This window comes from Gluconobacter sp. OJA (assembly GCF_039638325.1).
Lineage (GTDB): Bacteria > Pseudomonadota > Alphaproteobacteria > Acetobacterales > Acetobacteraceae > Gluconobacter > Gluconobacter cerinus.
The window spans coordinates 1,208,770-1,230,482 of record NZ_JBDIWI010000001.1 but is presented as its reverse complement, the minus strand read 5'-3'; the positions used below and the strand labels follow the sequence as shown (position 1 = coordinate 1,230,482).

At 56.3% G+C, this 21,713-nt stretch carries 18 protein-coding genes; 4 read left to right on the top strand and 14 right to left on the bottom strand.

Going from position 1 to position 21,713, the window contains the following annotated elements:
• Positions 1 to 76 precede the first annotated feature (76 nt).
• Both metC and ABDK75_RS05810 read right to left on the bottom strand, forming a co-directional pair.
• Entirely contained in the window at positions 77 to 1,294 is a 1,218-nt protein-coding gene (metC, locus tag ABDK75_RS05815; protein ID WP_346005198.1) for a cystathionine beta-lyase, read from the bottom strand.
• 3 nt (positions 1,295 to 1,297) lie between these two features.
• Positions 1,298 to 2,188: a sulfurtransferase gene (locus tag ABDK75_RS05810; RefSeq protein ID WP_346005197.1), complete on the bottom strand. Its 891-nt coding sequence runs from the start codon at positions 2,186 to 2,188 to the stop codon at positions 1,298 to 1,300.
• 51 nt (positions 2,189 to 2,239) lie between these two features.
• On the opposite strand from ABDK75_RS05810, the gene ABDK75_RS05805 reads away from it, so the two are divergent.
• On the top strand, positions 2,240 to 3,316 hold the full coding sequence (locus ABDK75_RS05805) for an AI-2E family transporter (protein ID WP_046901442.1): 1,077 nt from the start codon (positions 2,240 to 2,242) through the stop codon (positions 3,314 to 3,316).
• The gene (locus ABDK75_RS05800; RefSeq protein ID WP_046901441.1) at positions 3,313 to 3,939 is read left to right on the top strand and encodes an endonuclease/exonuclease/phosphatase family protein; all 627 of its coding nucleotides are present in this window, start codon (positions 3,313 to 3,315) and stop codon (positions 3,937 to 3,939) included. The genes ABDK75_RS05805 and ABDK75_RS05800 overlap by 4 nt, the downstream gene beginning before the upstream one ends.
• Positions 3,940 to 3,942: 3 nt before the next feature.
• Here ABDK75_RS05800 and cls read toward each other — a convergent pair whose 3' ends face one another.
• Positions 3,943 to 5,355, bottom strand: a complete 1,413-nt coding sequence (gene cls, locus ABDK75_RS05795) for a cardiolipin synthase (RefSeq protein ID WP_346005196.1) — start codon at positions 5,353 to 5,355, stop codon at positions 3,943 to 3,945.
• A 115-nt stretch (positions 5,356 to 5,470) separates the two neighbouring features.
• Between cls and ABDK75_RS05790 the strand changes: the two genes are divergently transcribed.
• On the top strand, positions 5,471 to 6,187 hold the full coding sequence (locus ABDK75_RS05790) for an arginyltransferase (RefSeq protein ID WP_099212259.1): 717 nt from the start codon (positions 5,471 to 5,473) through the stop codon (positions 6,185 to 6,187).
• Between the two features lie 2 nt (positions 6,188 to 6,189).
• Here ABDK75_RS05790 and parC read toward each other — a convergent pair whose 3' ends face one another.
• Complete coding sequence (gene parC, locus ABDK75_RS05785; protein WP_211496928.1) at positions 6,190 to 8,400, bottom strand: DNA topoisomerase IV subunit A; 2,211 nt, start codon at positions 8,398 to 8,400, stop codon at positions 6,190 to 6,192.
• Here parC and ABDK75_RS05780 point away from each other — a divergent pair.
• A complete protein-coding gene (locus tag ABDK75_RS05780; protein WP_211498157.1) occupies positions 8,377 to 8,853 on the top strand; it encodes a hypothetical protein in 477 nt (158 codons plus the stop codon). The genes parC and ABDK75_RS05780 overlap by 24 nt on opposite strands.
• Here the strand turns inward: ABDK75_RS05780 and recO are convergent.
• The 10 genes from recO to ABDK75_RS05730 all read right to left on the bottom strand — a co-directional run bounded on the left by recO (position 8,813) and on the right by ABDK75_RS05730 (position 21,698).
• Positions 8,813 to 9,610: a DNA repair protein RecO gene (gene recO, locus ABDK75_RS05775; protein ID WP_346005826.1), complete on the bottom strand. Its 798-nt coding sequence runs from the start codon at positions 9,608 to 9,610 to the stop codon at positions 8,813 to 8,815. The genes ABDK75_RS05780 and recO overlap by 41 nt on opposite strands.
• A 123-nt stretch (positions 9,611 to 9,733) precedes the next feature.
• Positions 9,734 to 10,642 (bottom strand): translation elongation factor Ts, encoded by a 909-nt coding sequence (tsf, locus tag ABDK75_RS05770; protein ID WP_046901436.1) that lies wholly within the window; start codon positions 10,640 to 10,642, stop codon positions 9,734 to 9,736.
• Between the two features lie 102 nt (positions 10,643 to 10,744).
• Positions 10,745 to 11,539 (bottom strand): 30S ribosomal protein S2, encoded by a 795-nt coding sequence (gene rpsB / locus ABDK75_RS05765; protein WP_046901435.1) that lies wholly within the window; start codon positions 11,537 to 11,539, stop codon positions 10,745 to 10,747.
• A 171-nt stretch (positions 11,540 to 11,710) separates the two neighbouring features.
• Positions 11,711 to 15,133 carry a DNA polymerase III subunit alpha gene (dnaE, locus tag ABDK75_RS05760; protein ID WP_346005194.1) on the bottom strand — a complete coding sequence of 1,141 codons (3,423 nt, stop codon included), beginning with the start codon at positions 15,131 to 15,133 and terminating at the stop codon, positions 11,711 to 11,713.
• Between the two features lie 60 nt (positions 15,134 to 15,193).
• Positions 15,194 to 15,883, bottom strand: coding sequence for an ABC transporter ATP-binding protein (locus tag ABDK75_RS05755; RefSeq protein WP_264649461.1), 690 nt, complete (start codon positions 15,881 to 15,883; stop codon positions 15,194 to 15,196).
• On the bottom strand, positions 15,876 to 17,123 hold the full coding sequence (locus ABDK75_RS05750; RefSeq protein ID WP_211500692.1) for a lipoprotein-releasing ABC transporter permease subunit: 1,248 nt from the start codon (positions 17,121 to 17,123) through the stop codon (positions 15,876 to 15,878). Before ABDK75_RS05750 ends, ABDK75_RS05755 begins: the two co-directional genes overlap by 8 nt.
• Positions 17,123 to 18,439: a proline--tRNA ligase gene (proS, locus tag ABDK75_RS05745; RefSeq protein WP_099212244.1), complete on the bottom strand. Its 1,317-nt coding sequence runs from the start codon at positions 18,437 to 18,439 to the stop codon at positions 17,123 to 17,125. The genes ABDK75_RS05750 and proS overlap by 1 nt, the downstream gene beginning before the upstream one ends.
• A gap of 11 nt (positions 18,440 to 18,450) precedes the next feature.
• On the bottom strand, positions 18,451 to 20,109 hold the full coding sequence (locus ABDK75_RS05740; protein WP_339407544.1) for a ribonuclease J: 1,659 nt from the start codon (positions 20,107 to 20,109) through the stop codon (positions 18,451 to 18,453).
• Between the two features lie 51 nt (positions 20,110 to 20,160).
• Positions 20,161 to 20,958, bottom strand: coding sequence for a type III pantothenate kinase (locus ABDK75_RS05735; RefSeq protein WP_046901429.1), 798 nt, complete (start codon positions 20,956 to 20,958; stop codon positions 20,161 to 20,163).
• 17 nt (positions 20,959 to 20,975) lie between these two features.
• Positions 20,976 to 21,698, bottom strand: coding sequence for a biotin--[acetyl-CoA-carboxylase] ligase (locus tag ABDK75_RS05730; protein WP_346005193.1), 723 nt, complete (start codon positions 21,696 to 21,698; stop codon positions 20,976 to 20,978).
• Positions 21,699 to 21,713 lie beyond the last annotated feature (15 nt).

Below are 21,713 nucleotides of genomic sequence, written 5' to 3'. Positions count from 1 at the left end.
CCATAAAGCAGGGTCGCAGTCATCAAGACATACCCGCAGACCATGACCCACCAGATCACCCATTCCTTGCGTGGCATTACTGATCGACCCGCCGCAAACCGTCCAGGCCCCGCGCCAGATCCGCCTTGAGATCATCTACACTTTCAAGACCGATATGCAGACGGAACGTCGCGGCCTTTGGAGCCCCAGCCTCGGTCACACGTCGGACATGGCCTGTGGTCGGCAGAACAAGGCTCTCGTAACCGCCCCATGAGGCGCCGATCCCAAACATGCTCAGACCATCAATCATGCGTTCCGCAGCTTCGACACTGATATCTGGTTGCAGTTCAACACCGAACAGACCGCAAGCCCCCGTAAAATCGCGCTTCCAGAATTCATGCCCGGGGCAGTCTTGCAAAGCGGGGTGCAGAACCCGGGCAACTTCCGGGCGCGTCTTCAGCCACTGTGCAATCTCAAGAGCCGAACGCGACTGATGCGTGAGGCGCACTCCCATGGTTCGCAGGCCACGCAGGGTGAGCCAGCAGTCATCCGGGCTTGCGCACTGACCTAACTGGATGGACGCATCACGCAGGGTTTTCCAGTGTGTCTCATCATTAACCGTAATGGACCCGATAATGACGTCAGAGTGGCCGCCGGGATATTTCGTCAGAGCCTGAATGGACACGTCCACGCCATGTTCAAACGGCTGAAACACGCCAATGCCCCAGGTATTGTCCAGAAACAGCAATGCGTCCGCCTGATGAGCAACATTTGCCAGCATCGGTACATCCTGCACCTCGAATGTATGGCTTCCCGGGCTCTCCGCCAGAATAATCCGGGTCTCGCCTCGGATCAGCGCCTCAATCTCCGCACGTGTCGCCATGGGAGCATAATAGGTTGTGCTGATTCCCATCCGCTTGAGCATCGTATCTGCGAAACGACGTGTCGGACCATAAACCGAATCGGGAAGCAGAAGATGATCACCCTGCCCTAGAAATGCCAGAAGCGGCGTCGTGCAAGCACTCAGGCCAGAATTGACGACCTGCGTATGCGTTCCGCCCTCAATGAGCGACAGGAGCTTTTCCAGCTCATGCTGAACGGGCGTCCCCATGGCGCCATACACGGCCTTATGCGAATGGCTTCGACCATCCATCCGGTTCATGGCTTCAAGACTTGGGAAAAGAACTGTCGAGCCGCGTGTGACAGGAAGGTTCACAAGCGTGCCGCTCTCCCTGACGTCTGCCCGGCCACCCTGCACCAGCGTTGACGCCAGACGGTTCCAGCCAGCACTCACCTTCGTTTCAAGGTCGCTCATGTTTTATTCTTCTCCCGTCACGATTGGTGCCTGTGGATCGCTGCCCCATTCAGCCCATGACCCATCATATAACGCGCCATCTGGCAGCCCAGCGATTGCCAAACCAGCCAGGAGCGTTGCCGCCGTCAAACCCGACCCGCAACTGGTAATCACCCGCCGCCCAGCGACTGGAGCAAACAGATCTTGCAGAGACTCAACGGGCAAAAAATGACCGGCCTCATCCACAAGCTGTGTCCAGTCGAGGCTGAGAGCTCCCGGCATATGCCCTCCTCGAACACCAGGGCGAGGTTCTGGCACGGACGCCGTGAAACGGGCATGGCTTCGCGCATCCAGCACCACAGTGTGCGCGTCAGCGTTCAGAATGTCGGCGCTTCCCGCAAGTAACCGGTATTGTGGACGCGTCCTGTAGGACACTGGCTGTATTGGCGCCTGGGCACCGTGTTCCAATGCGCCGCCCGCGTTTTCCCAGGCTGCCAGTCCGCCATCCAGAACCTTCACGTTCTGATGCCCGAAAAGACGAGCCAACCACCACCCCCGGCATGCCCCAACACTTCCTTTGCCGTCATAGAAGACAAGAGGTGTCTCTTCACTCAGCCCCAGTTCACCCATGAGACGGGAGAACCGGGCTGCACCCGGCACCGTATGTGGAAGCGGACTGTCCGGATCGGCAAAAACATCAATGTCGAATCGGCGCGCATTTGGCAGGCGACGCTCAAGAAAAGCTGCGTCCAGATCGCCCTTCTGACCCGGCAGAAGAACACTGGCGTCGAGAAGAACATATGCCGTCCCAACAGAAAGGAGGTCTTTTGCGGTGATAAGGGGGGAGTTCGTCATGGATCCACCATAGGTCGAGGGATGCGCAGAACGCCAGAGCGTGGCACACTGTCCAGTCATGAACATGCAGGTCCCAGCCTTGAAGCCTCTGACCGTCCGGAAAACCATTGCATGAAGACCGAACGGATCATTCTTGGCTTCGTCCTTGTCGGAATTGCCTATGGATGTGGAATCATCCTCTGGCCATTTCTTTCGGCCATCCTTTGGGCGGCAATCCTGACTTTTGCGAGTTGGCCCATCTATCGGTGGCTGCGACGCCATATTCGTCCGGCTCTCGCTGCACTCACCATGATGATGCTCAGCGCCGTGACTATTATCGTGCCTCTGTCCGTTCTGACATCTGCCGGAATCAGCGATATTCCAGCAACCATCGCCAGCCTGGACACGCTGCTTCTCAAAGCCGCCTCAGCTGGCCCACCCCCGGCATGGATGGGGCGCATTCCTATGGCTGGTCCGCACCTGGTCGAAGGCTGGTATCATCTGACGCATGACGTCGGTGCTGCCACGGAGATGCTGCGTCCTTACTTCGGGCAGATCGCTCATTTTACGCTTGCCGTTCTTGTGAAACTAGCCAGCGGTCTCGTTGAGCTGGTCATGGCACTGTTCGTCGCATTCTTCCTCTGGTTGAACGGCGACGCCCTTGGCATGACCATTACGGCCCTCATCGCTCGCATTGCTGGGCCACGCGCTACACCACGGCTCATCAATGTCATTGGTCGGACCATTCGTGGCACGGTGTACGGCGTGCTCGGCACGGCCATCATTCAAGGCGTCCTGACCGGGATTGGCCTTATGATCGCAGGTGTCCCATCGCCCGTTCTCCTGGCCGGGATCGCAGCTTTCGTGGCTGTCTTTCCCATCGGAGCACCGTTGATCTGGATTCCCGCCGCCATCTGGCTGGCCATGACCCATCATGTCGGACATGGCCTCTTTCTGGCGGCTTATGGCGTCATCGTCATTTCAGGCGCAGACCACCTGATCCGCCCGATTTTCATTTCACGAGGGGCACAACTCCCTTATCTCCTGACCGTTCTGGGAGTTCTTGGCGGCGTGGTAGCCTTTGGCGGGCTGGGGATTTTTCTGGGCCCTGTTCTTCTGGCCATCGGCTACACCCTGACAAGTGAGTTCGCTGCTGGTCCGCACAGGCCACAATCAGGCCCCCTCTATATTTCGGAGTCTCCCAAGTGACGGCATCCCTTATGTCTGGCGCGCCGTTCCGCGTTCTCAGCTGGAACCTTCTGCGCTGGGACGGCGCATCACTGGAAGACATCCTCACAGTTATTCGCTCGGAAAACCCGGACGTCGTCCTGATGCAGGAAGCTCAGGAGCCCGTTGATGTCCTACCGGAAATTCTGGGGGGATATTATGATCGCATCCCTCTACCCGGTCGGCCACATGGCACAGCCTGCTGGAGCCGCCTGCCCTTCACGCAGCCTCCATCTTTCTGTCATCTGCCGCGGGGCCTGATGGTCAAGCGTACTGCGCAGATCCTCGATTTTGGAAATTTTTCTCTCGCCAACGTTCATCTGTCGCACGGTCAGATCCTGAACCGCAGGCAATTACGCAGTCTGACAGCCAACATGCATCGGCGTGCCGTTATTATGGGGGACTTCAATCTTGTTGGCCCAGTGCTTTTGCCCGGCTTTCACGATGTTGGCCCTCGTGAAAAAACACACCGCATGCTGGATCGCCTTCCCTTGCGGCTGGACCGATGCCTTGTGCGTGGCGTGAACCGTCTGGAGGCGAAGGCCCTGCCACGCTTTGGCTCTGATCACCGGCCCATCTCGGTGACGCTGCGCCTCAATCCCTGACGGTTACAGATAAGGAAGAAAAAGCCGGAGCGCCGAATTGCGAATCTGGATCAGATATGGCGTCCGATCAATATCGTGATGGGTCAGGCGGTTTTTCCGGTGACTATCCATGAACGCAGACAGGTCCCGCGCGACGCCTGTATCGTAAATCTCCAGATTGATTTCGAAATTTAACCGCAGAGACCGTACGTCCAGATTAGTGCTGCCAACAAAACTCCATTCATCGTCTACAACCATGAGCTTGGAATGGTTGAAGGGCGGGTCGGCCATCCATACACGGCACCCGGCATCCAGAAACGGCCTTAGATTGGCATCCCGTGCATAATCAATGATGGCATGGTTGCTGCTTTTGGGCACGACAACGTCAATCACCACGCCTCGTAGAGCGGCCAAATTCAATGCGGCTGAAAATCGATCGTCTGGCAGAAAATATGGCGTCATGAGGCGGACATGCGTCTTTGCCAACGTGATGGCCTGAAGCATTCCGTACTCAATCTTCTCCAGATCCGCATCTGGCCCAGACGTAACAATCCGCATGGGTACATCACCAACCGGAACCGGCTCAGGCAGATACGGCTCCCCACGAAGCTCTTCCCCGGTTGTAAAAGACCAATCCCAGGCGAATGCTACGGAAAGCTGATGCACAATCGGCCCGCGCAGCTGGAAATGCGTGTCTGCAACCGGCAGTTTAGTGCGGAGACGAAGCATGTTCTCCTCACCAATATTCAGGCCACCCATGAAACCAAGACGACCATCCACCACCAGAATTTTACGATGATTGCGGAGGTTGATGAACGGCATGCGCCACGGCCACACAGAATGCATGAACCGCGAACACTTCACGCCGTCCCGTCGCAAGCGGCGCTCAATCGCACACCTGAAATATCCGCTCCCGATTCCATCGACCAGAACACGAACTTCGACGCTCCGTCTGTGTGCGTCCACCAGAGCTTCCGCAAACATTTCTCCAATCCTGTCGGCCCGGAAAATGTAAGAGCACAGCACGATCGACGTCTGCGCCTGATTGATGGCTTCGATCATGACGGGATAGGCGTTATCCCCATCATGCAACACCTCGACGGAGTTCCCCCCCATCAGCGGCCGTTCTGTCAGTCGTCCGAGCATCTTCGCCAATGGCGCCAGATGGCCGTCCATCACCTGCCGGTATTTGGCGAGCAGCTCCCGTCCTTCCCAGGAATGATGATCGATCATCTTCCGGGCCCGGCGATGCACCCGGTTGATGCCGAACATCAGATAAAGCGCGGTCCCAACAAACGGCCCGACCCAACACACGCCAATCCACCCGGCACAGGCAGACGTATTCCGTTTATGCCGCAGCGCATGGAGCGTCACGCAGATGGGAAGCGCCCAGCGAAAAAACGTCAGAACACAATCCAGAATGGTCCAGTGCCTCATAAAACTCCCAATCAGGCCGAGGCTATACTCTTCCCGCAAAGATGATGGATGCGCCAGCGTCCTGTCTGGGTTAGGCTGAAGAACGCATCTGGTTTTCCATTGGAGGAGCGGCCCTGTGCAACACCGCCCACAGCTCTTCTATACAACCGAGCCAGCACCATGCCCGTACCTGCCTGACCGCATGGAGCGCAAGGTTCTGACTGATCTTTCCGGTCCGAATGCTTCGGCATTGCATGACCGTCTGTCCCAGGCTGGCTTCCGGCGCAGCCATACAATCGCTTACGCACCTGTCTGCATCGACTGCCGGGCCTGCAAGCCCCTGCGCCTTCCTGTAGGACTCTTTACGCCTTCGCGTGCCCAGAAGCGCGTCTGGAAGCATCACGAAAATACCAATGCTGTCATCATACCGCCGGTGCCAACACAGGAGCAGTTTGCCCTGTTCCACGCCTATCAGGAAAGCCGGCACACGGACGGCGACATGGCCCACATGTCCTGGCAGGATTACGTCGAACTGATTTCCAACACGCCGGTGGAAACGGTTGTCGTGGAATTTCGAACCCCTGAAGGCCAACTCGTCTGCGTCAGCCTCGTGGATATTATGTCTGACGGCCTGTCCGCAGTTTATACGTTCTACGATACATCCAGTCCGACGGCCTCCTGGGGAACCTATTCAATCCTGACGCTGATCAATCTGACCAAGCGACGCGGAAGCCTTCACCTCTATCTGGGCTATTACGTCCCCGGCAGCCGGAAAATGGCTTACAAGGCCACCTTCCGTCCGGCTGAGATCTTCCAGGGCGGTCACTGGGAAACGTTGGCCGCACCGGTCTGACATCAGCTTGGTTTGCGCAGGATCCATTGCGGGGCGGCACGCCCAACTGCACCGCGCCGTCCTTCAAGCGGGGCCAGATCAGCAGCAGGTCGTACACGCTGCCCGGGCTGCCACAAAAGGCCTTCTTCAAGCGTAAACGCTCGAAGATCCCGCAACGTACTATCTCCCAGCTTCTGCAGAGAGACGCCTGACCCACGCGTCATCTCAGGAACCTGTTCCATTGGGAAAATAAGAACGCGCTTGTTATGCCCAACCGCCAGAACATGCGTTCCAACTGCCGGAATACAGGCAAAAACGCTTTCGCCATCCTTGACGTTAAACACCTGTTTGCCTGTCCGCTTCTCAGCAACAATACCGGCCTCAGAGACAATCATGCCACGCCCGCTTTCGGACGCGATCAGGCGTCTGCCATCTTCCGTCACGGGGAACATCGCCACGATGCGTTCTTCCTGTGCGATATCCATCAGCGTCCGCACTGGCTGACCGAAACCACGCCCGCGGGGTAGATCCGCAGCCTTGAGTGTGAACGCCTTTCCGCCACTGGCGATCAGGCAAACCCGGTCTGTGCTCTGACACTCCGCCATCAGTCCCGGTGAATCGCCTTCCTTAAAGCGATGACCTTCCGGGTCCAATCCGTGGCCTTTCATGGCTCGTATCCAGCCTTCACTGGACAGCAGGATTGTCAGAGGCTCACGATCCACCTCCAGAGCCGCCGAAATGTCGATGGCTTTAGGCGGTTCAGCAATCGTTGTCCGGCGATCACCTAGTGGGCCACTGCCGAATTTTTTAATCGTGGCGTCCAGATCTTTGCCGATCCGTGTCCAGCGCCGCTTTTCAGACCCCAGAAGGGTTTCAAGAGATTTCCGCTCATCCGCCAGCGCATCACGTTCTTTACGGATTTCCATCTCTTCCAGGCGCCGTAAAGAGCGCAGACGCATATTCAGCACGGCTTCCGCCTGAATATCCGTCAATGTGAAGGTCTTCATAAGGCAGACCTTGGGCTCATCTTCTTCTCTAATGATGCGGATAACCTCATCAAGGTTCAGATAAACCGCCAGAAAGCCGTCAAGAATTTCCAGTCGACGCAGGACCGCCGCAAGGCGATGGTTGGAACGTCGAACCAGCACTTCATGCACATGTGCCAGCCAAGCCTGAATGACCTGCTTGATCGACAAAACACCCGGTACACGATCCCCGCCAAGAACGTTCATGTTCAGACTGAACCGGCTCTCAAGTGCCGTGTTACGGAACATCGTCTCCATCAGGACCTCAGGATCACATCCCTTGGTCTTGGGCTCCAGCACCAGACGAATTTCCATGGTGCTTTCATCCCGGACATCCCCGAGCAAGGGCAGCTTACGCTGCTCCATCAACTCGGCAATCTGTTCGATCAGACGGGATTTCTGCACCTGATAGGGAATTTCAGTGACGACGATACACCACGTACCAAAACGTCCCTGTTCAACTTCCCAACGCGCCCGTGTCCGGAAACTGCCTCGGCCGGTTTCGTAAGACCGGATAATCGAATCCCGATCTTCCACCAGAATGCCGCCCGTCGGGAAGTCAGGGCCTGGAATGTAATCGACGAGCTCAGCAACCGTTGCTTCAGGCTTCTCAATCAGCAGCTTTGCAGCTCGGCAGATCTCACCGGCATTATGAGGCGGAATGCTTGTCGCCATGCCCACCGCAATACCCGCGGAGCCATTGGCGAGAAGGTTCGGGAACGTCCCAGGCAGGACGATCGGTTCGTGATCTTCGTTGTCGTAAGTAGGCCGGAAGTCGACAGCATCATCGTTGATGCCATCCAGCAGCGTCTGGGCAATCTCTGTCAGTCGGCTTTCCGTGTATCGCATGGCAGCCGCGCCATCACCGTCAATGGAGCCAAAGTTGCCCTGCCCCTCAACCAGCGGATACCGAACGGCAAAATCCTGCGCCAGACGCACCAGCGCTTCGTAAACGGACGCATCACCATGCGGGTGAAACTTACCGATCACGTCACCGACGACACGTGCACACTTTTTAAACCCTGATGTGGGATCAAGGCGTAGCTGCTGCATCGCATAGAGGAGGCGCCGGTGCACCGGCTTGAGACCATCACGCACATCCGGAAGGGACCGCGACATGATCGTCGACATCGCATACGCAATATATCGCTCGCTCAGAGCCTCCGCGAGCTTGGTATCCTCAATATGACCCGCCAGATCAACGCCCATGCACTTCCCCTTTTCTCCGCAGGAATTAGACACTGGCGCCCGCTTCTGTCCAGCGCCGCCCTCGTTCTTCTTTCGGCCTGTTCACCCTACCGGCCCATCCTCCATGAGGAGGATACACTGTCTCGCAGCGGCTTTGTCGCCCATCCGGCCAATACAACAGCCCGCTGGCAAATGATGAACCTGCTTCCTGCCAACACCATGACGTACCGCATGCAAGGCAATATTCCGGTCCTGCTCTATGCGGATCCGACAGCCTGCGGGTGCGTCTATATGGGCAATATGTCAGCTTACCACGCTTACCAGTCCGGCCACCATGTCTCTGCGAATGAAGAACAACGTATGACCGCAGAAATTAATCAGCATCCGGGATGGGACTGGTCAGTCTGGAACTGGCGCGCGGACCCGGATGTCGTCAGTGGCCTTCGCCCAGGTCCGGTTCAGGTGCAATACTGACCTCATCACTCTGCAACTCGTTTGGCTGCGTCAATTTAAGGACACGTTCAAAAAGCCTTTCGCGGGCTGCAGGCAATGGTTGGTGCCGGACGCCAAAGACCCAGCGTGCCAGGAAATGACCTGTCAGGGTCATTCCCTGCAACCATTCGTCAGGCAGGCCTTCTTCTTCGTCATGTCGGAGGAAGGCCGGAAGCGGCAATAGACGGTCCCGCCATTCTCCTGCTCCTACAACGCTGACAGCCCGGCCAGATCGTGGAGAGACAAAATCCAGATCTTCAGTCGTCTCCGTAACTGCACAGGTCGAAAGATCAAGACCGTACCCAAGGCCACCGAGCAGTTCACGTTCCCAGCGAATATAGGCCGCCATGGGGGGCGGTTCCGGAGCAACAGCAATCAATGTCAGCAGGCGGATCAAGCGCATGAAAAGCTCAGGATGAGGCTCACCCTGTGGGAGCGCCCCGTCAGCGAGAGCACACGCACTACTGACCATCGCCAGTTGCAACGGCAAGTCCAGCAATCTGGCTCCAACGCTTTGCACCGGCTCGGCAGTCACACCTCCAAGCTGATCAGACAACCGGGCGCGCCATCTGGCCATAACAAGATTACCGGTTTGCCAAAGCGGGGCCTGTTTCCGTGAACCACCACCACGGACCATTCCATGCGAAACACCGTGCTCTTCGCTCAACAGGTGAACAAGTGCGCTGCCTTCACCGTAGGGTCGAACTGAGAGAACAAGCGCAGCGGCTTCCCATTCCATCATTGCAAAGCAGCCCCACAGCCCCTGAAAACAGAAAAACTCCCGCACGATAACCATGCGGGAGTTTCCAGTCTCTCGTATCCAACTGAACAGGCAAGCCCATCAGCCGGAAAAAGAAAGATCTTACTTCGTGCCAGCAGCAGCAGCCACTTCAGCAGCGAAGTCGTTTTCTTCCTTTTCGATGCCTTCGCCAAGCTGGAAGCGCTCGAAACCAATCAGCTTCGCGCCAGCCTTCTCAACGACCTTGGACACGCGGCTTTCGCCGTCCAGCACCCACACCTGCTCCAGAAGCACAACTTCTTCGTAGAACTTGCGGACACGACCTTCGACCATCTTTTCGATGATGGCTTCAGGCTTGCCGGACTCACGAGCCTGCTCGATCAGAACAGCGCGCTCACGCTCCAGAGATTCCGGATCAACGCTTGCAACGTCCAGAGCAGCCGGACGGGTTGCAGCAACGTGCATACCAATCTGGCGGCCGAGCGTCAGAATAGCTTCGCTCTCAGACGGTGCTTCAAGAGCAGCCAGAACGCCGATCTTGCCGATGCCCGGACGCAGTGCACTGTGCACGTAGCTTGCGACAACGCCGGTCTCTACGGACAGAACCTTGGCGCGACGGATGGACATGTTTTCACCGATCGTGGCGATCAGGTGCGTCAGTTCGTCAGCAACCGTACGGCCAGACGGAACCTTGGAAGCCTTGATGGTTTCCAGGTCATCACCAACTTCCAGAGCAACCTGAGCAACCTGCTCAACGAAAGCCTGGAATGCTTCGTTACGGCCAACAAAGTCCGTCTCGGCATTGACTTCGACCATAGCGGCGCGGTTCGGGCCGGAAACAACGCCAACCAGGCCTTCTGCCGTGGTACGGCCAGACTTCTTGGCAGCCTGGGACAGGCCCTTCGTGCGCAGCCAGTCGATGGCGGCTTCCATGTCGCCAGAGGCTTCAGTCAGAGCCTTCTTGCAATCCATCATGCCTGCGCCGGTGCTTTCGCGTAGCTCGCGAACCAGGGCTGCGGTGATCTCTGCCATGTTCTCTTATCCCTCGAAAAGATCATGCGGCCGAGCGTAAACGCCCGACCGCATGCATGTTTTTCAGTTGCCGTGCCATCAGAGAGAACACGGCACGCTGTCTCAGTTAGCGGCTGGAGCCTGCTCACCTTCGGCGACGGCAGCTTCAAGAACTGCGGTCTCAGCAGGAAGCTCTTCTTCAGCGCCGATATCGTGGCCGGAAGCAGCCAGCTCAGCAGAAATGCCGTCCAGAACTGCGCCAGAAATCAGGTCACAGTACAGGGTGATGGCACGGATAGCGTCGTCGTTGCCCGGGATCGGGTACGTGACACCGGCCGGGTTGGAGTTGCTGTCCAGAATGCCAATGACCGGAATGCCGAGCTTGTTGGCTTCTTCAACAGCCAGCTTTTCCTTGTTCGTGTCGATCACGAAAATCAGGTCAGGCAGGCCGCCCATTTCCTTGATACCGCCGAGGGAGCGCTCGAGCTTCTCACGGTCACGCGTGATGTCGAGAACTTCCTTTTTCGTCAGACCAGCCGTGTCACCGGACAGCATATCGTCGATCTGGCGCAGACGCTTGATGGAACCCGTAATGGTCTTCCAGTTCGTCAGCATACCGCCGAGCCAGCGGTGGTTCACGTAGTACTGGCCGCAACGCTGGGCAGCTTCAGCAACATGCTCAGCAGCAGCGCGCTTCGTTCCAACGAAAAGAACGCGACCACCGTTTGCAACCGTCTCGCGGACCAGCTTCAGGGCGCGGTCCAGCAGGGGAACGGTCTGCTGCAAATCGATGATGTGGACCTGATTGCGAATACCAAACAGGTACGGCGCCATAGCAGGGTTCCAACGGCGGGTGTGGTGACCGAAGTGAACGCCGGCTTCAAGGAGCTGGCGCATGGTGAATTCTGGCATTGCCATGATTCAAATTCCTAGCATCTGGTTAGACCTCCGCATGACGACGTCCCTTACGGAACACCAGAAAACCTCATGGTCATGCGTGCGGATTGTCCGTCAACCTCCTTGAAGGGAAGAAAACAGACGAGCGCGATATGGCTGATACGCGCCCTTATTGCAAGAATTTTCTCTGGTTTATCGTTGTTCAGCCTTCTCTACGCCACGGATGGTGCGCATCCGCTCTGCCAACCGCGGCGTCACGCGATATGTCCCGGGCAGAAGGATTTCCACATCCTGCGTCTCTTCCAGAGAAGGAAGCAGTACGACACGCCCATGTCCGCCACGCATTTCTTCAAGCATTTCGGAAAGACTGGGCAAAGCGGCTGACTGGCGAAGCCACACACGCATTTCAGACCGCTCAGCAGCCGCCGCGACCTCCAGATCCATGACGCTCTGTGCCGTAATCCGCAGAGCGTCCCCGTCCAGTTTGAGTTCAGCCTGCACAAGAATAGCTTGCCCTGCGACCAGAAGATCCCGGCAGGACATCAATGTCTCAGCAAAGAGCGTGACTTCACAGCCACCACCACTATCCGAAAGATTGACCCACGCCATCTTCTTGCCAGTTCGGGTAGGACGCTCTTTCTTATCCACGACGCATCCAGCGATCTTGACGCGGGTACTTCCTGTTTTTGCAGCATTTTCCAGTGCGTTCGACGGCGTGACACCCAAGCGCCTGAGAACCGTACGGTATGCGTCCAGAGGATGGGCACTCATATGGAAACCAATAGCAGACGCTTCCAGCGAGAGACGTTCGAAATCCGGCCAAGGGCGCCCCTCATTCAGACGGAGAATTTCCCGCTCCTGTCCGCTTCCGCCAAACAGACCCGTCTGACCAACCTGCTGTTCCTGCGCTCTCGCCTGCGCCCGCCGGATGAGGATGTCCGCACTCGCGAATACGGTATGCCGGTCTTTAAGAAGACTATCAAAAGCTCCTGATTTTGCGAGATTTTCTATCTGGATTTTATTGATGCTTTTAGGGTCACATCGCTCTGCAAAATCTGTCAGATCCTTGAAAGGACGGTTCCCGCGAACTGCCACCACCGCCTCCATGGCGGCAGTCCCGACGCGCTTGATGGCTGAAAGCGCATAACGAATGCCCTGACGCCCGTCCTCCAGTGTCTCAATGGAAAAATCTGCCATTGAGCGATTGATATCAACGGGAAGCACCGAGATGTTCATACGCTTTGCTTCCTGACAAAGCGCAGCGAGTTTATCCGTCTTTTCCCGTGCCAGAGACATGCAGCCGGCAAGGAATGCGACTGGATGGTTCGCCTTCATCCAGGCCGTTTGATATGAAACCAGAGCATAGGCAGCGGCATGTGACTTGTTAAAGCCGTAGTCGGCAAAACGAGCCATAAGATCAAAGACTTCCACGGCTTTATCTTTTGGAATTCCTCGGGCCGTAGCGCCGTCAGTGAATATCTCGCGTTGCTTCTCCATTTCAGAGGCAATTTTCTTGCCCATGGCGCGTCTTAGAAGGTCAGCACCACCAAGGCTGTAGCCCGCCATCTTCTGAGCGATCTGCATAACCTGTTCCTGGTAGACCATGATCCCATAGGTCTCTTCCAGAATATCCCGAATTTCTTCGTGAGGCGGCTCCCATGCCTCGCCATGTTTACGCCGACAATAGTCCGGAATGTTGGCCATCGGCCCCGGTCGATACAACGACACACCGGCAATCAGATCTTCCAGACGACTGGCGGCCATCTGTTTGAGCATGTCGCGCATGCCCGCGCCTTCAAACTGGAAGACACCAGCCGTGTCTCCCTTGGCGAGCATTTCGAAAGTCTTTTTATCGTCTAATGGGATACGTGAGAGATCGACGATAATTCCTTGTTCTTTAAGGAAATCCAGACCACGCTTCAGAATTGTTAATGTCGTCAGACCAAGGAAGTCGAACTTGACCAGTCCGGCCTGCTCAACAAACTTCATGTTGTACTGGGTGACCAGCATGTCGCTCTTCGGGTCTCGATAAAGCGGCACCAGCTCGACCAGTTCTCGGTCACCAATCACGACGCCTGCGGCGTGTGTTGAGGCGTGCCGATAGAGACCTTCAAGCTGAAGAGCAATTTCCAGAAGCCGTTTCAAAGCTTCATCGCTGTCTCGCATCTCCTGCAGGCGCGGTTCGCCATCGATCGCCTGCGCTAGCGTCACTGGTTTGGCAGGATTATTCGGGATCAGTTCTGCAACCCGGTTAACCATGCCATAAGGCAAACCAAGTACACGACCAACGTCACGGACGGCAGCTTTGGCCTGAAGTTTACCGAAGGTAATGATCTGAGCGACACGGCTTCCACCGTATTCCTCACGAACATAACGGATAACTTCGTCTCTCCGGTCCTGACAGAAGTCGATATCGAAGTCAGGCATCGAGACACGTTCCGGGTTCAGGAAGCGCTCGAACAGCAAGCCGAAGGGTAGCGGATCAATATCAGTGATGGTCAGTGCATACGCCACCAGTGAGCCTGCACCCGATCCACGCCCAGGCCCGACGGGAATATCATGCGCTTTTGCCCACTGAATAAAGTCAGCAACGATCAGGAAGTAGCCGGGGAAGCCCATCTTCGCGATGATGTCGAGTTCAGTTTGCAGACGATCTGAATAGATTTTTCTTTTATCTTCGTCCGCACTGATCGCTTCAAGGCGCTTTTCCAGCCCTTCCCATGCCATGGCACGAAGCGTTTCTTCTTCCGTTGAGCCCTCACGAACCTTCGGGCAAATCGGCAGAAGTGGCTTTCGCGTGCACGCAGCGATGGCACATTTCTGCGCAATAATAAGCGTATTGTCACAAGCTTCTGGCAGATCCTTGAAGATCTCACGCATCTCGGCCGGCGTCTTGAACCAGGCCTGCGGGGAAACATGCCAACGATCCGCTTCGGCCATCGTCCGCCCTTGCGCGATACAGATGAGCGCATCATGCGCTTCGTGCATCTGCGGCGTCGGGAAGAAGCACTCGTTGGTAGCCACAAGGGGAATATCAAGCTTGTCCGCGAGTGGGATCAGAACGCTTTCGATTTCGCGTTCACCCGCCGCGCCGAAGCGATTGAGCTCCACCGCAATATTACCCGGAAAAGCATCTGCCAGACGACGCAGCAGTTCTTCTGCCTCACCTTTCTGCTCGTCGTAAATCAACCGATTGATCGGTCCACGATTGCCGCCAGTCAGAAGGAACAACCCATCGGCATGCTGGCACAATACATCCACAGCGATTGTTGGATCAGCCGGATCGCCGTTCAGAAAGCCCTCAGAGGACAGAATCTGGAGATTGGCCAGCCCCGTCTCGTTCCGGGCCAGCACTACCAGCGGCTCAGAAGGAGCTCCGGGCTTGGTACTGCGCGATGGAAGGGAAAGCTGACAGCCGACAATCGGCTGTACACCGCTGCTTCGGCAGTAAAGAGAAAATTCCAGAGCACCAAATAGGTTGCCACTGTCCGTCAATGCAACGGCAGGCATACCGTTCTTCACAGCCAGACTGACAAGATCTGGAATGCGAATGGCGCCCTGGCTCAGGGAATAAGCTGAGTGATTACGGAGATGGACAAAATCGGCATGAGACATGCCTCTATTCTATCAGGACCGGCGAGCAGATACAGCGCTCTTCTTGCCGGTCACCTCAACTCAAAACGGTACGAGCTTCCCATCCCGTAACGTCACCGTCCGGTCCATACGGGCCGCAAGTTCCTGATTATGCGTTGCAATCAGTGCTGCAACGCCTTCCTCACGAACGGCACGCAATAGCTCATCAAAAACGTGATCAGACGTCCCAACATCCAGATTGCCGGTTGGCTCATCCGCAAGGAGAAGTTTTGGTCTATTGGCTAATGCCCGCGCGATAGCAGTCCGCTGCTGCTCACCGCCAGACAGGCGGCCGGGCAAAGAATTCAGGCGATGAGACAATCCAAAACGTCCCAATAGATCTTCGGCACGTGCCTTCGCCACCTTTGCGGACACACCCGCAACCAACTGGGGCAACATGACATTTTCGCGTGCTGTGAACTCACCCAACAAATGGTGAAACTGATACACAAACCCGATTTGATCACGCCGCACAGCAGTGCGAACGCTATCGCTCAGTCCACTTACCGCCTTGCCACCGATATAAACTGTACCGTCGGTGGGAGCTTCCAACAGCCCGGCAAGATGCAAGAGCGTAGATTTTCCGGTCCCGCTCGGCGCCACAAGGGCGACAATTTCACCGGGGTAAAGCGTAAACTCGGCATTCGATAGAATTTCGAGCGTTTCTTCACCTGACCGAAAACGACGCGTCAAATTCTCCAGCTTTAATGCTGGCACCTGTGCCTCACTCATGACGCAACGCCTCAATTGGATCAGTTCGCGCTGCTCTCCACGATGGATACAGCGTTGCGAGAAGAGAAAGCACCAGAGACATGGCAATCACTTCTCCAACCTGCGACCAGACCAGCTTCGCCGGAAGACGCTCGAGAAAGTAAACTTCCGGGTTGAACAGATTGGTCCCGGTAAGAGACTGGAGCCACTGCCGGATGCGTTCGATATTCAGGGCAAACGCAATGCCAAGGGCAGAACCGGCAGCCGTCCCGACAATCCCGACAAAAGCACCATTCATGAGGAATATCCGCATGATTGCGCCACGGCTCGCACCAAGCGTCCGCAAAACCGCGATATCACGCGTCTTGTCTTTCACCATCATGATCAAGGACGAGATGACGTTGAAAGCAGCCACCAGAATAATGAGCGTCAAAATGAGGAACATGACGTTCTGCTCAACCGTCACAGCATCCAGGAAGCCATTTGCGCTGTTCTTCCAGTCAATAACGCGTAGGCGCGGATCATCCAGACGCTGGACAACGGCCTGACGCGTAAGCTGGACGTTCATAGGATCGTCTACCGAAACCTGAATGAGCGACACTGCATTTTCAAGCATTAGAAATTTTTGCGCAGCCGGTAGCGGCACGAGAACGATGTTGGAATTATAATCGTTCCAATTGGCATCGAAGATGGCAGCCACATGATACGTTTTTACGCGCGGCATCGTGCCGAATGGTGTCGCCTGACCGTCCGGGGAAAGGAGTGTAATTGGAGAACCGATCGTCAGACCCGCACGATCCGCCATGGTCGTCCCAATGGCAACGGCGTCGTCTCCCGTAAAACGATCAATCGACCCGGCGATAATACCACTGCTTAAGGCGCGCCAGTCACGAAAATCCTGTTGTGCAATCCCCTGGACTTCCGCACCCGTCGAATATCGTCCGGCTTCGACCAGCACAGTTCCCTGCGCCATGGGTGTGACGGATTTGACCCCGGGAATAGAGCGGATAGCCTCAACGTCGTTTTGATAGGCCTCAATGGGGCGGCCATAGCCATACACAGAGAGATCTCCGTGAAGACCCAGGATGCGCCCCATCAGATCGGCCTTGAACCCGTTCATCACCGACATCACGATGATGAGTGTGGCCACTCCGAGCGCAATTCCGACCAATGAGAAAACTGCAATGATCGAGGCGAAGCGTTCGCCACGGCGGGCACGCAGATAGCGCCCCGCCACCATACGCTCGAAGCGGCCAAACATCAGGCTGCTCCGATCTTGGCCAGCGCTTCAGCCACTGGCAGCTCGAACCGCTCACCATCTGCACGGCGCTTCAGTTCAACCTTGCCTTCCTTGGCACCCCGAGGACCAACGATGATCTGCCAGGGATGACCCATCAGATCAGCATCGTTAAACTTCACGCCCGCGCGCTCGGAGCGATCATCGTACATGAAGTTCTCTGGATCAGCTCCGTAGATCTCTTCGCAGATAGCATCACAGGCTTCATCACCCGGACGAAGGTTAAGGATCGCAGCTTTGTACGGCGCGACAGAATCCGGCCAGATGATGCCTGCGTCGTCATGCGATGCCTCAATGATAGCACCGACCAGACGGGAGACACCGACGCCATAAGACCCCATGTGAGGCGAGAATTTCGTCCCGTCGGCACCGCTGACTTCGATACCCATGGATTCCGTGTACTTGGTGCCGAAGTAGAAGATGTGGCCAACTTCGATGCCACGCCCTTCCCGCTTCCGGTCATCCGGCACTTCCGCCCAAGCAGCCTCGTCGTGCTTCTCATCCGTTGCGGCATAGTGATCCGTCACGGAAGAGAAGAATGCGGCGAGATCTTCCTCGTTATCACAATCAACCGGGCGGCCCAGCCAATCCTGCTCTTCAAGGGCAGCGTCAAAGAATACGCCGCTTTCACCTGTTGGCGCGAGAACCAGGAACTCATGGCTGAGATCACCACCAATCGGGCCGGTATCAGCAACCATCGGAACAGCGCGAACACCGAGACGCTGGAAGATCCTCAGATAAGACAGCATCATGCGGCGATAGCTGTTAACCGCGCCCTGATAATCCGCATCGAAGGAATAAGCGTCCTTCATGAGGAACTCACGACCGCGCATCACACCGAAGCGCGGGCGAACCTCATCACGGAACTTCCACTGAATGTGGTACAGCGCCTTAGGAAGCTGCTTATAGGAACTCACGGACGATCCGAAGATATCCGTGATCATTTCCTCGTTCGTCGGTCCGTAAAGCAGCTCACGACCATGGCGATCCTGAATGCGCAGCATCTCCGGACCATAAGCGTCATAACGCCCTGAACGACGCCACAGATCAGCAGATTGAAGCGTCGGCATCAGGACTTCCTGTGCGCCGATCGTATCCTGCTCTTCGCGGATGATCTGCTCGATGTTCCGAAGAACACGCAGGCCCGCGGGCAGCCAGGCATAAATACCCGAGGAGGTCTGGCGAACCAGACCTGCACGTAGCATCAGGCGGTGAGACGCAATTTGCGCCTCCGCCGGAACTTCCTTCAGCGTCGGCTGAAAGGCTTTACTCAGACGCATACTCTATTCTCTCAGACGCGCAGCAGATGAACATCGACAAGCGGACGCTTCTGGAGCTTGCGCCCCAGGGCACGGCGCAGGGCCGTCTTGGCCGCATCACGGAATGCCGTGTCGTCCTTTCGCAGTTCATCAGGAATTTCGTCAATAGAATCAGCGAATTCTTCCTGAATGCGAATGCTTTCCGGGTCTTCCGATTCCAGAAGGCCTGGCGCACTGATCTTTGGCTCACCGATCACATAGCCTTCGTCATCAACAGCGAAGCTCGCAAGAACCATGCCGTTGAAGAGCATCTTGCGACGTGCCGCCAGAACACCACCCGTCATGGGCAGAAGACGACCGCCATCCAGCGCCAGGCGACCAGTCGGTGCCGTATCGACAACCTTCACGTCACCCGGCGACAGGTTCAGGATGTCACCATCTTCCAGCAGGATCGGATCAGAACCCATTTCATGAGCCAGAGCCGCGTGCGCCGTCAGATGACGCCATTCGCCATGCGTCGGGATGCTGTATTTCGGACGGACAATGCCATACAGAACGCGAATATCATCGCCCGTTGCATGACCGGACGTATGAACCTTCGCGTCCTTGTCCGTCAGAACAGTCACACCACGACGGGACAGGTTGTCCTGCACAGCCATGACAGCCTGCTCATTCCCCGGAATAACGCGTGAGCTGTAAATGACCGTGTCACCCTCACCCAGCGAAATGTTCGGATGAGTATCGGACGCGATACGGGACAGTGCAGAACGAGGCTCGCCCTGGCTTCCCGTGATGATCATCAGAAGGTTGTCATCATGGACGTCGCGTGCGTCCTGCTCTGTCAGGAACGGCGGCAGATCGCTGAAGTAACCGCACTCCCGGGCAGCAGTTTCAAGATTACGCAGGGAACGGCCCACGATCATGACAGCACGACCAGCCGCCATGGCAGCCTTCGCAATGCTCTCAACGCGCGCCACGTTGCTGGCAAAGCACGTTACGGCCACACGCCCGTGAAGGCTTGTGATCAGATCCGTCAGTCCTTTGCGGACGTCCGCTTCGGACTCTGAACGACCTTCCTTCATGACGTTGGTGCTATCACCCACCATCGCCAGAACGCCTTCGTCACCCAGACGACGGAACTCTTCCAGATCAGTGACCGGGCCAACAAGCGGATTTTCGTCCAGCTTCCAGTCACCGGTATGAACGATCAGGCCATGGGGCGTCCGCAGAGCAACTGCCTGCGCTTCCGCGACAGAGTGCGTCACCGACACAAACTGAAGATCAAACGGGCCGACATGGAAGCGCGAGCCCGGCATCACCACATGAATTTTTACCTGATTAACCAGATGCGCTTCATGCAGCTTACGACGCAGTACCGCGGCAGCGAACGGCGTGGCATAAACCGGGCAGCGCAGATAAGGCCAGAGATGAGCTACTGCACCCAGATGATCTTCATGGGCATGTGTAATGACCAGCCCACACAGATCCTTTGCGCGGTCCGCGATAAACGTCGGGTCCGGCATCAGCACTTCAGCTTCAGGCGTGTCGTTACCTGAGAAGCCAATGCCGCAATCGATGGCGAGCCAAGTTTCCTTACTGTTTTTAGTGAGGCGGTAGAGATTGAAATTCATGCCGATCTCGCCCGTCCCGCCCAAAGGCAGGAAGGACAAACCGTCAGGTGTATCCGTCATAGTTATTCCTTACGTGTGTTACCATCATGAGCGATATTCATTGCCGAAAGCCTACATGCCTTCGGGGGAATTTGAGATCGGCAGGAGCGCATTGCGGTCCGCCAGAAGACGGAGGCCATCCAGGGTCAGATCCGGGGCCATCACGTCAAACAGGTTGGTGCCCTCTGAAAACAGAGGCGCAAGACCGCCTGTTGCAACAATCTTGGGGCGTCCGCCCATTTCTTCGGAAATTCTTCCTACGATCCCTTCAACTAGGCCAACATAGCCCCAGAAGAGTCCGGAACGCATGGCAACGCTTGTGCTTCGGCCAATTGCGTTCAGAGGGCGCCCGATGCTCATCCGTGGCAATCGAGCGGCCGCTCTGTGCAAGGCATCAATGGACAGATTGACGCCCGGAGCAATCGCTCCACCACAGTATTGACCGTATTCATTCACGACATCAAACGTTGTTGCCGTGCCAAAATCAACAACAATGAGCGGGCCACCATAAAAGTGCTGGGCTGCCAGACCGTTCAATCGACGATCCGCACCAAGTTCTGCCGGATTATCGACTAGTGCTTCAATGCCCCAATCCAAGCCAGCATTAGCCACAAGTGGCTCCACATCGAGCCACTGACGACAGAAACGCCGCAAATCATATAATGCTGCGGGAACAACAGTTCCGATAATCGCGCGCGTGACAGACGCAGGCGTCAGCCCGATACGATCGAAAAGGCCCAGTAACCAAACGGCATATTCATCTGCTGTACGGGAGTCGCTGGTGGACATGCGCCACTGACCGATCCACGACTGACCGTCGTGGACGGCAAACACAACGTTGGTGTTGCCAGCATCAATGACGAGAAGCACGTTCCGATCCGGTCCCTTTAACCCAGCAGGATATCACCTGTTACGACCGGTATGGTTTCACCACCCGGGAGAGCGAGAAGCAGTCGCCCCTGTTCATCCAACCCTGAAAATGAACCTGTTATATAAGTTTCACCACGCTGAACCGCAAGATGACGTCCAACCGGATGCGCTCTTTCGAGCCATGCCCGACGAATGACTTCGAAACCATGATCATTCCACGCGGCAATCCAGCGGTCCATTTCCGCCGTCAGTGCCTCGCCAAACTTGATGGGATCGACTGAAGGAGCGACCTCGGAAAGGGCTGCCAACTGACGACCAGGGACGTCAGGCGCCTGCGCCAGGTTTGCACCAATACCGACAACAACCCACCTGTTAGACGCAATACCACCCGCCTCAATCAGAACTCCCGCCATTTTGCGTTCATTCAAGAGCAGATCATTTGGCCATTTCAGCAAAAACTCTGCTTTTGAAGGGCAGAAACTCTGCGCTGTTTCGTAAAGCGCCAAAGCGGTCAGAAAAGGGCACGCAGTCAAAAAAAATTCAGGATTTTGCGGTTTGAACAACAGAGAAATTGCCAAATTACCGCCGGGATCTACCCAACTGCGACCTCGGGTTCCACGCCCTGATGTTTGGAAAAGTGCCTGAACGGCGAGCCTCTCGGGGGCTCCAGCCTCGGCTTTCTCTTTGCAGAGATCGGAAGTCGATCCCAACGTCTCATAAACTTCGAAACGCCAGGCCATAGTCAAAAAACAGTC

Bases quoted from the DNA above. Each gene is read 5' to 3' on its own strand.
- metC (WP_346005198.1), bottom strand. From the start codon at position 1,294: ATGAGCGACCTTGAAACGAAGGTGAGTGCTGGCTGGAACCGTCTGGCG.
- ABDK75_RS05810 (WP_346005197.1), bottom strand. From the start codon at position 2,188: ATGACTGGACAGTGTGCCACGCTCTGGCGTTCTGCGCATCCCTCGACC.
- ABDK75_RS05805 (WP_046901442.1), top strand. From the start codon at position 2,240: ATGAAGACCGAACGGATCATTCTTGGCTTCGTCCTTGTCGGAATTGCC.
- cls (WP_346005196.1), bottom strand. From the start codon at position 5,355: ATGAGGCACTGGACCATTCTGGATTGTGTTCTGACGTTTTTTCGCTGG.
- ABDK75_RS05780 (WP_211498157.1), top strand. From the start codon at position 8,377: ATGACCCGCCAGATCAACGCCCATGCACTTCCCCTTTTCTCCGCAGGA.
- parC (WP_211496928.1), bottom strand. From the start codon at position 8,400: ATGGGCGTTGATCTGGCGGGTCATATTGAGGATACCAAGCTCGCGGAG.
- recO (WP_346005826.1), bottom strand. From the start codon at position 9,610: ATGGAATGGGAAGCCGCTGCGCTTGTTCTCTCAGTTCGACCCTACGGT.
- tsf (WP_046901436.1), bottom strand. From the start codon at position 10,642: ATGGCAGAGATCACCGCAGCCCTGGTTCGCGAGCTACGCGAAAGCACC.
- rpsB (WP_046901435.1), bottom strand. From the start codon at position 11,539: ATGGCAATGCCAGAATTCACCATGCGCCAGCTCCTTGAAGCCGGCGTT.
- dnaE (WP_346005194.1), bottom strand. From the start codon at position 15,133: ATGTCTCATGCCGATTTTGTCCATCTCCGTAATCACTCAGCTTATTCC.
- ABDK75_RS05755 (WP_264649461.1), bottom strand. From the start codon at position 15,883: ATGAGTGAGGCACAGGTGCCAGCATTAAAGCTGGAGAATTTGACGCGT.
- ABDK75_RS05750 (WP_211500692.1), bottom strand. From the start codon at position 17,123: ATGTTTGGCCGCTTCGAGCGTATGGTGGCGGGGCGCTATCTGCGTGCC.
- proS (WP_099212244.1), bottom strand. From the start codon at position 18,439: ATGCGTCTGAGTAAAGCCTTTCAGCCGACGCTGAAGGAAGTTCCGGCG.
- ABDK75_RS05740 (WP_339407544.1), bottom strand. From the start codon at position 20,109: ATGACGGATACACCTGACGGTTTGTCCTTCCTGCCTTTGGGCGGGACG.
- ABDK75_RS05730 (WP_346005193.1), bottom strand. From the start codon at position 21,698: ATGGCCTGGCGTTTCGAAGTTTATGAGACGTTGGGATCGACTTCCGAT.